The 13177-nt window shown below is 68.2% G+C and carries 11 protein-coding genes and 2 pseudogenes; 2 read left to right on the forward strand and 11 right to left on the reverse strand.

Going from position 1 to position 13177, the window contains the following annotated elements:
* Positions 1-122: 122 nt before the first annotated feature.
* From ACGFZQ_RS12525 to ACGFZQ_RS12540, 4 genes are all read right to left on the reverse strand, one after another.
* Positions 123-293, reverse strand: a complete 171-nt coding sequence (locus ACGFZQ_RS12525; RefSeq protein ID WP_351746569.1) for a hypothetical protein — start codon at positions 291-293, stop codon at positions 123-125.
* 42 nt (positions 294-335) lie between these two features.
* Positions 336-920: a YceI family protein gene (locus ACGFZQ_RS12530; protein ID WP_393840383.1), complete on the reverse strand. Its 585-nt coding sequence runs from the start codon at positions 918-920 to the stop codon at positions 336-338.
* Between the two features lie 116 nt (positions 921-1036).
* Complete coding sequence (locus ACGFZQ_RS12535) at positions 1037-1783, reverse strand: SDR family oxidoreductase (protein WP_393840309.1); 747 nt, start codon at positions 1781-1783, stop codon at positions 1037-1039.
* Between the two features lie 172 nt (positions 1784-1955).
* Positions 1956-3656: an L-aspartate oxidase gene (locus ACGFZQ_RS12540; protein WP_393840384.1), complete on the reverse strand. Its 1701-nt coding sequence runs from the start codon at positions 3654-3656 to the stop codon at positions 1956-1958.
* Between the two features lie 460 nt (positions 3657-4116).
* Here ACGFZQ_RS12540 and ACGFZQ_RS12545 point away from each other — a divergent pair, with 460 nt between their 5' ends.
* The gene (locus tag ACGFZQ_RS12545; protein WP_393840310.1) at positions 4117-4479 is read left to right on the forward strand and encodes a DUF1003 domain-containing protein; all 363 of its coding nucleotides are present in this window, start codon (positions 4117-4119) and stop codon (positions 4477-4479) included.
* 284 nt (positions 4480-4763) lie between these two features.
* On the opposite strand, the gene ACGFZQ_RS12550 is transcribed toward ACGFZQ_RS12545, so the two are convergent.
* The 3 genes from ACGFZQ_RS12550 to ACGFZQ_RS12560 all read right to left on the reverse strand — a co-directional run bounded on the left by ACGFZQ_RS12550 (position 4764) and on the right by ACGFZQ_RS12560 (position 7427).
* Positions 4764-5261, reverse strand: coding sequence for an Ohr family peroxiredoxin (locus tag ACGFZQ_RS12550; protein WP_393840311.1), 498 nt, complete (start codon positions 5259-5261; stop codon positions 4764-4766).
* Between the two features lie 941 nt (positions 5262-6202).
* Positions 6203-6622, reverse strand: coding sequence for a cupin domain-containing protein (locus tag ACGFZQ_RS12555; RefSeq protein WP_393840312.1), 420 nt, complete (start codon positions 6620-6622; stop codon positions 6203-6205).
* Positions 6623-6953: 331 nt separating this feature from the next.
* Positions 6954-7427, reverse strand: coding sequence for a carboxymuconolactone decarboxylase family protein (locus ACGFZQ_RS12560; protein WP_351746579.1), 474 nt, complete (start codon positions 7425-7427; stop codon positions 6954-6956).
* 313 nt (positions 7428-7740) lie between these two features.
* Between ACGFZQ_RS12560 and aceE the strand changes: the two genes are divergently transcribed.
* Positions 7741-10428 (forward strand): pyruvate dehydrogenase (acetyl-transferring), homodimeric type, encoded by a 2688-nt coding sequence (gene aceE / locus ACGFZQ_RS12565; RefSeq protein WP_393840313.1) that lies wholly within the window; start codon positions 7741-7743, stop codon positions 10426-10428.
* A 114-nt stretch (positions 10429-10542) separates the two neighbouring features.
* Here aceE and ACGFZQ_RS12570 read toward each other — a convergent pair whose 3' ends face one another.
* From ACGFZQ_RS12570 to ACGFZQ_RS12585, 4 genes and pseudogenes are all read right to left on the reverse strand, one after another.
* Positions 10543-11142, reverse strand: a complete 600-nt coding sequence (locus ACGFZQ_RS12570; protein WP_393840314.1) for a hypothetical protein — start codon at positions 11140-11142, stop codon at positions 10543-10545.
* A 187-nt stretch (positions 11143-11329) separates the two neighbouring features.
* Positions 11330-11788, reverse strand: a complete 459-nt coding sequence (locus tag ACGFZQ_RS12575) for a PP2C family protein-serine/threonine phosphatase (RefSeq protein ID WP_393840385.1) — start codon at positions 11786-11788, stop codon at positions 11330-11332.
* A gap of 334 nt (positions 11789-12122) precedes the next feature.
* Positions 12123-12434: pseudogene (locus ACGFZQ_RS12580) on the reverse strand (PAS sensor protein); the annotation flags it as partial.
* A gap of 196 nt (positions 12435-12630) precedes the next feature.
* Positions 12631-13152: pseudogene (locus ACGFZQ_RS12585) on the reverse strand (PAS domain-containing protein); the annotation flags it as partial.
* Positions 13153-13177: the final 25 nt, after the last annotated feature.

Here is a 13177-nt window from a genome sequence, read left to right on the forward strand (position 1 = left end):
GTTTCTGCCGTTTCCGGGACATCGGAACGGTGCGGGTTGCGGCAGCGCGCTCTCGCAGGACTACGGGGCGATGCCCGGCCGGGGTTGGCCGAGTGCCGGACGTCTGCGGTCCGGTCGAGCGCTCAACGGGGCGGAGGCTGCCGCAGTGCGGCGGCGATGGCCTTCATCTGCTCGTCGAGCGCCACGAGTTCTTCGCGGAGCGCGTTGATACGCGTTTGAAGTTGGGCGGCTTCGGCGGTCAGCGCTACGACTGTGGCCGCCAGATCGATGCCGTTCTCCGTGGCTTGCGTCATCGTGTGTCCTTCTGCTGGATACGCCGGCAGACGTCTCGGGGCCTATACGCCTTGTGCCTGGTCCAGCCGCACGGCACGGATGTCGAGCGTCACCTTCACGTTGTCGCTGATCAGAACTCCGCCCGTGGCCAGGGCCCTGGTGCCGTCAAGCCCCCAGTCGGAACGCCGCAAGGTGGCCGTACCCGTGAAACCGAGACACTCCCGACGGCGAGCGTCCCGGCTCGCTCCGCGGAATCCGAGGTCGACGTGAACGGGCAGCTCGATGTCCTTGATCAGGAGGTGTCCCGCCATGCGGAATCGGTCGTTACCGGCATGGAGGATTCCGCCCGAGCGGAAGCTCATGAGAGGGAACGTCGCAGCATCGAGGAAATCCGGGCCGGTGGCATGCGCGTCCCGCTCCGGATAACCCGTGTCAACACTGCAGGTCTGGACGCTGAGGTAGGCCTCGGACCGAGTGGGATATTCGCCGTCAAGCTTGACGAGCCCCTCGAATGCGGTGAATTTTCCGCGTACGTTCGTGACCATGCCGTACCGGACGGAGAACCCGATCGTGCTGTGGACCGGGTCGATGGCGTAGACGCCGGTCAGCCCTGCAAAGGGAGCAGTGCGAAAAATAGCGGATTCCATGCGGTTGAACACGGCGAGCCAGTTCCTTCGTGCGTGCATCTCGGATGGGGACGCGTTCTGTGACGAATCCGCGTCCGGGGTGGCCCCTGGCTGCCGCCAGGGGCCACTCGCAGGGCCTACCGCTGCTGCCCGAGCCAGTCGGTGAACCGGGTCTCGGCGATGTGCGCGTCAGGACCCGGCACGAGCGTGGTCTCCTTCAGCTCGGCACCGGAGTACGGGGCGCTCGGGTCCGTGACGACCGTGCGGGTGTCGTTCTTGTCGGCGAGTACCTGACGGATGAGCTCGTCGAGCTGGAACACGTCGGGGCCGGCGATCTCCACCACGCCGTTGACCGGGGTGCCGACCGCAGTACGGCCGACGGCCGCGGCCACGTCGTCGGAGTAGATGGGCTGGAACTTGACGGGGGCCAGGCGTACGGTGTCGCCCTCGGTCGAGATGTCCGCGAGTCCGTTCACGAACTCGAAGAACTGCGTGGCGTGGACGATGGAGTACGGGGTGCCGGAGTCCTTGATCAGCTCTTCCTGCGCCTGCTTGGCACGGAAGTAACCGCTCTCCTGGAGACGGTCGGTACCGACCACGGACAGCGCCACGTGGTGCGTCACGCCGGCGTCCGCCTCGGCCTTCAGGAGATTGGTGGTCGAGGTGCGGAAGAAGTCCATGACGTCTTCGTCGGCCCACGAGGGAGAGTTGGACACATCGACCACGACCGACGCGTCCTGCAGTGCCTCGGCCAGCCCTTCGCCGGTGAGAGTGTTGACACCGGTGTTGGGCGAGGCCGCGACCGCCTCGTGCCCGTACGCGCTGAGCTTGCCTACCAGCTTCGAGCCGATGAGCCCGGTTCCACCGATCACTACGACCTTCATAGCGGTGTCCTTTCATAGGTATTCATGCTGCGGAGCGCAGCTGCGACGAGTTCCTCGTCTGCGCCGAATTGATTTCGGTCTCTACCAGGAGAGACCGGACGGCAGATCTATTTGTGACAGCGGTTCGTGAGAATCGAGAAAACGAGACTGCTCACCCGGTCGCGGCACGGTGTTATTCGACGAGCTTTCCATCGGTCGAGACCTCTGCCATCAGGGAGGAAATCTCGTCGGGGATGGCCGGAATGCTCTCGCGGGTGATACCGGTCGTGGGCGACCACACGAGGTTGACCTGGTGAGCGGCGTCCATCTGGGGGTAGTCGCTGCGGTTGTGGCAGCCGCGGGTCTCGCGACGCTCAAGTGCTGCTTCGAGGGTGGCCCGGGCCGACAGTGCCGCGGACTTGAGATCGAAGGCGTGCGCGAGATCCTGGAAGCCGGCGATGTCCGGGTGCACGCCGACGTCCTCCATCCTCTTCTCGATCGCCGCGAGCTCCTCGAGCCCGGCGCGCAGGCCCTGTTCGTCGCGTACGACTCCGGCGTGCTCCGTCATGGTGTTGCGGATGGCGCGCTGGAGAGCGCGGACGTTCTCCGGTCCGTCGGCCACCAGCAGATCGTCGATCTCCGCGCGAGCCTGTGCGACAGCCGACGCCGACCGCGGCTGGGCGGTCAGCGACTGCGAGTAGGCGGCGGCCGCCTGGCCCGTGATGCGGCCGAAGACCAGCAGTTCGATGAGGCTGTTGCCCCCGAGGCGATTGGCACCGTGCAGGCCGCTCGACGCCTCACCGATGGCGTACAGACCGCGCACGTCGGTGCTGTGGTCCTCGGGACGTACCCACACCCCGCCCATCGAATAGTGCGCGGTGGGCGCGATCTCGATGGGATCGCGGGTGATGTCGAGCATCTGCAGGTCGAGCAGGGTCTGGTAGACCCGGGGGAGACGCGTCATGATCGTCTGCCGTGGCAGATGGGAGACGTCGAGCCACACTCCGCCCTTGGGCGTCCCCCGCCCTTCCTTGATCTCCGTGTAGGAGGCCAGGGCCACGCGGTCGCGGGTCGACAACTCCATGCGCGCAGGGTCGTAGCGGTTCATGAACCGCTCGCCGAGCGCGTTGCGCAGGATGCCGCCCTCACCGCGCGCGGCCTCGCTGACGAGAGTGCCGGCCGCGTTCTCGGGCTCGATGATCCCGGAGGGATGGAACTGCACCAGTTCGGGGTCGCGCAGACGGGCGCCGGCCTCCACGGCCAGACGGAACGAATCGCCGGTGTTCTCGTCGCGCCGGGAGGACGTCCGCCGCCAGATGCGGGTGTGACCGCCGGCGGCGAGAATGACGGCGTCGGCGTGGATCAGATACCGAGTTCCGTGGGTGAGATCGAAACCGTAGGCACCGAAGACGGCGCCGTCGTGGACCAGAAGCCGGGTGATGTAGACACCGTCGAGCACCGGAACGTTCAGCTGTTCCGCGCGCCGGATGAGCGTGCGCTGGATCTCCAGACCGGTGTAGTCGCCGGCGAACGCGGTCCGCCGGAATTTGTGCGCGCCGAAGAAGCGCTGGGAGATCCGTCCGTCCTCCTCGCGAGCGAAGGCCATGCCGTAGCGCTCCAGGTCCTCGATGCCCCTGGCAGCACCCTGGGTGACGGTCTCCACGGTGCGGGGATCGGCGAGCAGATAGCTCTCCTTGAGCGTGTCGGCCGCGTGCTGCTGCCAGCTGTCCTCGGGATCCATGGTGCCGAGGGCGGCGTTGATTCCTCCGGCGGCAAGCGCCGTGTGCGCGTCCTCCTTGGGGCGTTTGCCGACCGCGAGGACGTCGACACCGGCCTCGGCCAGTTCGATCGCCGCTCGCAGCCCAGAGCCTCCGGTTCCGATCACCAGCACCATGGTGGAAATACGTTGTTCGCGGATAGCCACGATCTACTCCGATCGCCGAGGGATGGTCACTCAGTACGACCGGGATGTTCCGGAATCTGTGACACCTTTCGCGGACGCTCTGGTGACAGGTGGTGTCCACTCACATCGACATGGGCGAGACGATGTGCGATCCGGTCCACTGCCGCCCGGCGACGGCCTGAGCGGGTCAGACGCCGGCCGTCACAACCTCGTGGCCTACATGGTCATACTTCCAGTCGACCGGCGACGGCGCCCCCGGCGAGGGAATGAGGCAGCAAGTGGGAATGAGCCTTCACTCCGGAGGCGGAGCCTTCCGGCCGAGCCCCGCTCCCGGCGGTATTCAAGGCATCGACCCGCGCCTGCGCCATGAGCGGCTGGCGTTCGCCAGGATGCGCACGTCGCAGGACCGTTCGCGGACGCGATCACCGCCTTTGCGGGCACGATGGGCTTCGTGTACACCCATGCCGTCTGGTTCGCGGTGTGGATCGCCCTCAATCTCAGGCTGTTCGGCTCCGTCGCGGTCTTCGACCCCTACCCGTTCGGGCTGCTCACCATGATCGTGAGCCTGGAGGCCATCTTCCTGTCCACATTCGTCATGGTCGGCCAGAATCGGCAAGCCGCACGTGAGAACGTCCGGGCCGACCTGGATTTCGAGACCAATCTTCGCGCCGAGGTCTGGGCGGTGCACATAGGCAAGGCGCTCGGCCTGAATCCGCAGGAGATCGAACTTCACGTCCAGGAGATCATCCAGCAGAGCAAGAGCGCGATGGAACCGGGGTCAGGGGTTCCGCCGGTGGCCCCGGACGCGCTGTGAACGCGGCCCCGCAACGGCTGGGGCTCGGCAGGCCCGGCGCGCGCGACCGGCCGGATGCCCACCCACGGGTGGAGGCTCAGTGGCGGGCACGAAGCTTCGGGTGCGGACGGCTTCGCGGCGCCCACCAGTGCCGGCGACAGGGTGGGACGTTGCGGTTGCCGCCGGCCAGGACGACCGGCGACAGGCCGGCTGGTCTCCCCTTTCCGTAGCCGTCGGGTACCGGCATGGGGCACCCGGCGGCTACGGAAACGACATACAGCTGGACAAGCGGCCTTCGTCCTCGGCTACGAGGCCAGCCTGATGCTTGTCGGTGTTCCCCGCTGGGCCATCTTCGTGTAGGGGCACAGCGAATCGGCCTTCTCCACGAGCGGGGCGGCGACGGCGAGGTCGATGTCCGGCCACTTGACCTCAAGGTCGACGTGCAACAAGTAGCCGCCGTCTGCCGGGTCCCGTCCAAAAGCCACGGTCGCCTGCACGGAGATCACCGCGGGGTCGAGCGCGGCCTGCCGTGCGACCAGACTCAGCGCCCCGTGGAAACAGGCGGCGATGCCGGCGGCGAACAACTGCTCGGGATTCGTCCCCTGGCCGTCTCCGCCCAGCTCTGCGGGCATCCGCAGGTTGAGATCCAGGACCCCGTCGCCCGAGCGTGCCCTTCCCGAGGCCCGCCCGTGACTCACCATCCCCCCGCTCACCGTCACGGCCGTGGTGTAGATCGGGGCGAAGGCCTCGCCGTCGAAGTCCTTGTCGGTGGACAGATTGGGCAACCGGGCTCGCTCGGTCATGGCATGACTCCGTCGGTGTTGCGGTACACGACCGGGCGCTGAGCCGAAAACGACGCGGGAAAGGTCGCGTCCGTCGGCCTCCCTAGGTCACGCGGCCTCTTTGTGCCGAGCCGTCGTGCGATACCGGACTCCGGGCCATGGGCGGAGCCCGACGGACTGGTACTGACGTATGCCATATGTGGTGCACCTTCGCGTATGGAGGGGTTCCAGATGCGGACAGTCAGTTGACCGGCGCATCCCCGCTGTTGTGACAGTCGGCGGTGTGCGGCCTGCTGGGCGAGTTCCTCAGCCCTGGCCGAGCGAACGAGCCCGCGCCTCGGCGGCCGCACCCGGAGCGCGACCGTCCCTGTCGGTACACGACGAGGGCCCTGTGCCATCAGACGTTCCGCGCCGATGGGCTGATCACCTGCCCGATCGTCCGAGCCTGGCTCTCCTGAGGAGCTCGGGCACGCACATGCGCGCGGACCATCGCCGGGGACGCGAGCCGGCACGGCGCGGAGCGGGACTTGCGGGGATACAGGCCGCGTACCCGGTTGACCGCTCCTGGTCAGGCGTCGACGCCTGTGATGCCGAAGCGGTGCTGGTTGAGCTCTTCCATGACGCGGGCCCGGTCCGCATCCGGGGCGAGCGTCTTCGCGACCGCTGCGGCATCCCGCAGTCGAAGCCGGTCATGCTGTCACGGTGGCGAGGGTGACGGCGAGGTGGTGAGTCCTCTGCCGAATCAGGTGTCGGCCGCGTCCTGCGGGGCCCGGGCGCCGGCGGCGGACAGGAGGCGTCTGAGCGGCATGACGACCGTTCCCAGAGCCGTCGTCAGTTCCAGCAGGGATCGTGGTTCCACTGCGGCACCGCCATGGCGGTGCCGCAGTGGACGGCCGACGCGGCCGCGAACGGCGCTGCCGGCGTGCGGGACACACGCCGTCAGGAACCTGCCTGTGCGCAGATCAGTCGGTGGGCCGCGGGGCGCGCAGGTGGGCCCGCTTCTCCAGTTCCTCGTCGTCTACCAGGGTGAGCATCGGCTGATTCGGCGCGCACATCATGAACACGATGTACTTGGCCGGCACGTCCGACGAGGCGTTGCCGTTCTGGTAGTGGATCACCTCACCGCCCGGCTCCCAGAACGTCTCACCGGCCTCGATGATGTGCTCCGGCTCGCCTTCGAGCTCCCACCGGACCGCTCCTTCGAGGACATAGCCGAAACACGGCCCCGAGTGGCGGTGCGGAGGAGTCCCGGGGTCACCGGGAGCCCACTCGACGAGAACGGTCATCCCCGAAGCACCCTCAGGAATGAAAGGCGGTTTGATGTCCGCCAGCATCTTGGGTCCGAAGCCGTCCTCTGAGCGCATTCCGTGCATCTCGTGCATTGTGCTGTACCTCCGTAGACCGGCCCGGAACGGACGATCTCGCGTCGGCGGTTCCGGGCTCGCAACAACTTGCTTTACAGCGAAGACAGGGCGTGGACCGCGTCTGTGACACGCCGCGAGCCTTCGGCTTCGCGTACGGCGGGTCGGCGGTCGCCACCACCACGGTGATGCGTGTCGACATGCGTCCACGCCGTACCGGGCCCGGCAGCAACCGGCCCGGCCGGCCACGTGATCGAGCGCAATCGGCCGGCGCCCGAAGGTCGTTCCCCTCGCGCAGGCGGCGGTGGCGCGGACGTGGACCGTCCGCGTCCCGCCGGGTCCCGGTGCCGGCTCAGCCGAACATGCCGACCTTGTAGCTGCCGGCCGGCTGCTGGGTGATGATGTTGATGCGGTTGTAGGCGTTGATGAGGGCAATGAGGGTCGTCAGCGCGACGAGTTGGTCCTCGTCGAAGTGCTTGGCGGCGTTCGCCCAGGCCTCGTCGCTGACACCACCGGCCGCGTCCGCGACGCGGGTGCCCTGCTCGGCCAGTTCCAGCGCGGCGCGCTCGGCCTCGGTGAAGACCGTCGCCTCCCGCCAGGCGGCGACCAGGTTGAGCCGCACCGAGGTCTCCCCGGCGTGGGTGGCCTCCTTGGTGTGCATGTCGGTGCAGAAGCCGCAGCCGTTGATCTGGCTGGCGCGGACCTCCACCAGATACTGGATGGTGGCCGGCAGCGTCGAGTCCGACAGCGTCTTGCTGGCCGACATGAGGTGCTTGAGTACCTTGCCCGCGAGCGGATTGCCGTAGTAGTCGAGGCGTGCGTTCATGGGGCCCTCCTGGTGAAATTACTGGTACGCACTACTGACCGGACGGCACGGCAAGGTGTGACACCACATCGCAGTGTGATGCCGGTCTCGGTGGCCATGTCATTGCCGTACAGCCCCGGCTGCGGGTCGCGCCCGGAAGGACTTCAGCGGCACAGTGTTGAGGGCTGTCACAAAAGTGGCACGCGTGCTGTCCAAGGTGTGGTGAACGGCTGACTTCACGCCTCCCGCGCACATCTCTGACCGGTCGGCACCGGAGTACCTCCGGGTCGGCGGTCGGTCTCTCCCCTGCCCACGCTGTGACAGAAAGGCTGCCATGAGTGATCCGTCCCGGCCCACCGAGTTCTCTGCGACGAGCGAGCTCGACCAACTACCCGACCGGGACTCCGAGGAGACCGCCGAATGGCAGGCGTCACTCGACGCTGTCGTGCGGAACGCGGGGCCGGATCGGGCGGTGTACCTGCTGCGACGAGTGCACGAGTACGCGGCCAGGTCCGGGATCGCGCTGCCCGGGCTCCGGTCCTCGGACTACATCAACACGATCCCGGCGTCCGCGCAGCCCGTCTTTCCCGGTGACGTCGCCGTGGAGGCCAGGATCACCGCCGTGAACCGCTGGAACGCGGCAGCGATGGTGACACGCGGCTCCCGCCTGGGACTCGGCGGCCACATAGCCACCTACGCTTCGGCGGCATGGCTCTATGAGGTCGGGTTCAACCACTTCTTCAAGGGCAAGGACGGGGACGGCTCGGGCGACCAGCTGTACGTGCAGGGGCATGCCTCGCCCGGCATCTATGCCCGCGTGTTCCTGGAAGGGCGCCTCGACGAGAGGCAGTTGGACGGTTTCCGACGCGAGGCCGACGGCCACGGACTGCCGTCCTACCCCCACCCCCGCCGCCTGCCGTGGCTGTGGGAGTTCCCGACCGTTTCCATGGGGCTCGGCCCGCTCGCCGCCATCTACCAGGCGCGGTTCAACTGCTACCTGCACGCGCGCGGCATCAAGGACACATCCGGGTCCCGCGTATGGGCTTTCCTCGGGGACGGGGAAATGGACGAGCCCGAGGCGACGGCCGCGCTGGCGCTCGCCGCCCGCGAGGGGCTCGGCAACCTCACCTTCGTCGTCAACTGCAACCTGCAGCGCCTGGACGGCCCCGTACGGTCGAATTCCAAGATCGTCCAGGAGCTGGAGGGCCGGTTCCGCGGAGCGGGCTGGAACGTCGTGAAGTCCGTCTGGGGCGAGGCCTGGGACGACGTGCTGCGACAGGACACCACCGGGGCCCTCGTCCACCGCCTCGGCGAGGTACCCGACGCCCAGATGCAGACGTACGCCGCCCGGGACGCCGCCTACACACGCAAGAACTTCTTCACCGGCGACGCGCTCTCCGCCATCGCCGCCCGGCTCAGCGACGCCCAGCTCACCGATCTGTTCGAGAACTCGCGCGGCGGGCACGAACCCCTCAAGGTCCATGCCGCCTATCGCGCCGCGGTCGAGCACCACGGAGCGCCGACCGTCATCCTCGCCCAGACGGTGAAGGGACACACGCTGGGTGCGGGCTTCGAATCCCGCAACGCCAATCACCAGATGAAGAAGCTGACCATGGCGCAGTTCCGTGACATGCGGGACGTGCTCGAGCTTCCCATTCCCGACAGCGCGTTGAGCGGCGACCTGGTGCCCTACTGGCACCCCGGCGAGAATTCGGAAGAGGTGCAGTACCTGCGCGACCGGCGTACGGCTCTGGGCGGCCCCGCCCCGGCACGCAAGGTGGTCGCCAAGCCGCTGCGACAGCCCCCGGCCACGCCCTTCGAGGCCCTGAAGAAGGGCTTCGGCAAACAAGAGGTGGCCACCACCATGGCTCTTGTCCGGCTGGTCAAGGACCTGATGCGCGTGGCGGAGACGGGGCAGCGCTGGGTACCGATCATCCCCGACGAAGCTCGCACGTTCGGCATGGAATCCCTGTTCCCGACGGCCGGGATCTACTCGCCGCACGGCCAGACCTACGAACCGGTCGACGCGGATCAGCTGCTCTACTACCGCGAGGCCAAGAACGGCCAGCTCATCGACGAGGGCATCACCGAGGCCGGCTCCATGGCCGAGTTCACCGCTGCGGCGACCTCGTACGCCACACACGGTGAGCCCATGATCCCGTTCTACATGTTCTACGCCATGTTCGGTTTCCAGCGAACCGGTGACCAGTTCTGGGCCCTGGCCGACCAGATGGGGCGCGGGTTCGTCATCGGGGCGACGGCCGGTCGTACGACCATGACCGGCGAGGGACTGCAGCACGCCGACGGACATTCCCACCTGCTGGCATCCGCGAATCCGGCCGCTGTGAGCTACGACCCTGCCTTCGCGTACGAGATCGCGGTGATCGTCAGGGAAGGGCTGCGACGGATGTACGGCGACCAGCCCGAAGACGTCTTCTACTACCTGACGGTCTACAACGAGCCCAAGCTGCAACCTGCCATGCCCACCGGGCCGGCGGTCGAGGAGGGGATCCGGCGGGGCATGTACCGGTTCCGGCAGGCGGAGCCACACGGCGCGGGACCGCGGATCCAGTTGCTGGCTTCCGGCACGGCCATCCACTGGGTGCTGGAGGCCCAGGAACTGCTCACGTCCCAGTGGGGAGTCCAGGCCGACGTGTGGTCGGTGACCTCCTGGACGGAGCTGCGCCGCGATGCCTTGAGCGCCGACAGCGCGCGGCTGCGGGGTGAGGAGCGCGTCCCGTATGTGACGGCCGCGCTGTCGGGCGCCCCAGGGCCCGTTCTTGCCGTCAGCGACTGGATGCGGCAGGTGCCCGACCAGATCAGCCAGTGGGTCGAGCAGGACTACACGTCGCTGGGAACGGACGGCTTCGGGCTGTCGGACACCCGTGATGCCGTACGCCGCTATTTCCATGTGGACGCCGAGTCGATCGTTGTCGCCGCCCTGGACCAGTTGGCGCGGGCCGGCGAGATCGCCCCGGAGACGGTTGCCCGAGCCCGCGACCGCTACGGCCGGCAGGGGTGAGGATCTCGTCCAGGACTACTTCTCCCCGGCCCCGCCCCCGTGTCCGGCGGCGGGGCTGCTCGTCCTCCCCACCGGAGGGGAACGTCCTGGGGAGCCGCTCCCCGTGGGCGGTCGTCAGGGCGACCGGTCGCCGGTGTCTGTCGCCGCGGTCGCGCCGTAGCGGGTACGGATGATGGCGATCACGGTGTCGGTGGTGCGGTCCAGGTAGCTGCGGCCGTCGGGCAGATGTGCCTCCGGGCTGATGTAGCTGCGCGGCCCGACGTGGGTGGCCGGGTCGAGCCGATGCACGGTGATCTTCCCGGCCCGAAGGGCCCGATTCCACTGGCTGCGGCGGAACAGCCGCCAGCGTTGCGGGAATATCCAGGTGCCGACCCGCTCGATCCGGTCGTTCGCGCTGGTGAGCTGATGCACGTGCTCGGCATGGGTGAGGTCGTTGGCACCGTTGTGGAATCCGCCGAGCATGATCAGCAGGAGCGGGGAGCGCAGCTGGGCGTGCAATGCGCCGACCGCGCCGGCGGCGACCTGGGCGCCGCCGCTGTAGCTGAGCAGCACCACGGGGACACCGCTGTCGGGCTGGTAGCCGGCAAGCCGGAGTTGAGCGGTGATCTGGGCGCCGACCGCCCGGTCGTACAGAGGACGGTACCGGTGGTCGGCGGCGACGAAGGTCTGCATGACATTGTGCAGGAACAGCAGCAGACCGACGCGATGGCCCACCCACGACCACACCGGCCGGTCGGCAAGCGGTTCTGCCAGTGGCGAGTACGGCTGCACCTGACCCAGTACCCGCAGCTCCGGCGCTCCGGCGATCAGGGCTTCGACCAGCTGGCCGCCGTCGCGGGTATCGCGGAAGCGGCGCTTGCCGATACCGTCCAGATAGACCAGGTAGGCATCCGGGGGACTGTCAGGGGCCGCGCCCCAGGACCGCGTCGCACAGTTCTTCCAACGAGGGCACGGACCGGGCCAGGGCCTCGCGCAACTCGTCGATGCGTTCGTCGATGTCGTGGTCGCGGGTTTCGACGAGTCCGTCCGTGAACAAGGCCAGCAGGCTGCCTTCGGGAATGGTCAGCTCCGTCGCCTCGAACGGCAGGCTGCCCAGCCCGAGCGGAGGCCCGGCGGGCACGTCGACGACCTGCGTGGTGCCGTCCGGACACACCAGAACCGGGGGCGGATGACCTGCCCGGGCCAGCGTGCAGGTACCGGACACGGGGTCGTAGACGGCGTACAGACAGCTGGCGCCGATGTCGCCGGGGATCGCGTTGTAACCGCCGACACCGGTATCGGCCTCGTTGCCCATCTCTTCCGCCGGATGGGTCACCATGTCGTCGAGGCGGGTGAGAAGCTCGTCGGGCTGCAGGTCGATGTCCGCGAGGGTACGTACCGCCGTCCGTAGCCCGGCCCATGGTGACCGAGGCGCAGATACCGTGGCCGACGACGTCCCCGACGACCAGACCGACGCGAGTGCCGGGCAGGGGGATCACGTCGAACCAGTCTCCACCCGCCTCGGAGGCGCGGTCGCCGGGCAGATAACGGGCGGCGGTCTCCGCGCCCGGGTGCATGATCGGGCCACGCGGCAGCAGGGTGCTCTGCAGCAACAGAACGATGCAATGTTCGCGGGTGAACCAGCGGGCATTGTCCAGGCAGATCGCAGCACGGGTGACCAGGTCCTCGGCGACGGTCAGATCGTCGGCGGCGAAAGACTCACCGGAGGCGCCGTGGCGGAGGAAGACGGCGGCCCCGAGAGTGGTGCCGCGGGCTCGGATCGGCACCGTGATCAGCGAGTGCGCTCCACAGGCGCCCAGCTCTGCCGCGGTCGTGGGGTCGTCGGCCAGCCAACGGGTCACCAGTGGATCGGTGAAGTCGAGCAGTTCCGTCCGCCCGGTCGCCACACACCGGCTGACCGGTGAGGAAGCCGGGTGCCACCGCGTCTCGCCCTTGGCGGGACGCGTCCCTGCTGTGAAGAACTCCGGCCGCTGCGCGGCTCGGCGCAGCAGCGAGGTGAGCTGGATGCTGCTCGAACGCCCACCGCATCAATGCCTCGTCTTCGGGCTCCTGCGCACCCGGCCGATTTTCTGCGGCCACCTGGGGCTCCGCGGTCAGCAGAAACCCGCCAGGCAGTTCAGAGGCCACCAATGGCGACAAACGTACCCGCGCCTCGACAGGGCGGCCGTCACGATGCAACAGCGCCGCCCCGTCGGCGGTGAAGAGACCGGTGAGAGACGTGCCGATGACTTCTTCGGGCGCGTAACCCCACAGTGCCTGTGCGGCGCTGCTCCAGAGGAATATGCGGCCAGAAGGGTCCGAGACGGCGATGGCCACGGCTGTGTCGACACGGAGCCGTGCCGATCCTGGAGGCAGCGGACCCGACCACGCGTGGGAGTGTGCCATGGCGCCTACCTGGTGTGCCGAGCCGGATGACCGTCGGACTGCCTTCGTCATCGGCTCTATTTCACGATCGTTCCACGAACGACCGCCGTCAAGACAGGCGTCGTCCAGCACCCTGGTGCGATCCCGCACCGGCGTCGTGGGGGCGCCGCGGAGGCGGGCGCACTGGCGGGTGGCCGGGGTGATGACGGAGGCGCTCCGCCCGCTCGGTGTGGAGTTGCGGCACTTCGCGGTGCTTCTTGTTCTGGTCGACCGGGGGCCTACGGTGCGGCGGGACCTGGGGGCGGCGACGGGGTCGGACAAGGCGGGAATCATGCGGGTCGTGGACGACCTGGAGCGCATGGACACGCCCGCGCGACGCCGGCCC

Source organism: Streptomyces sp. NPDC048254, assembly GCF_043201895.1.
Taxonomy (GTDB): Bacteria; Actinomycetota; Actinomycetes; order Streptomycetales; family Streptomycetaceae; genus Streptomyces.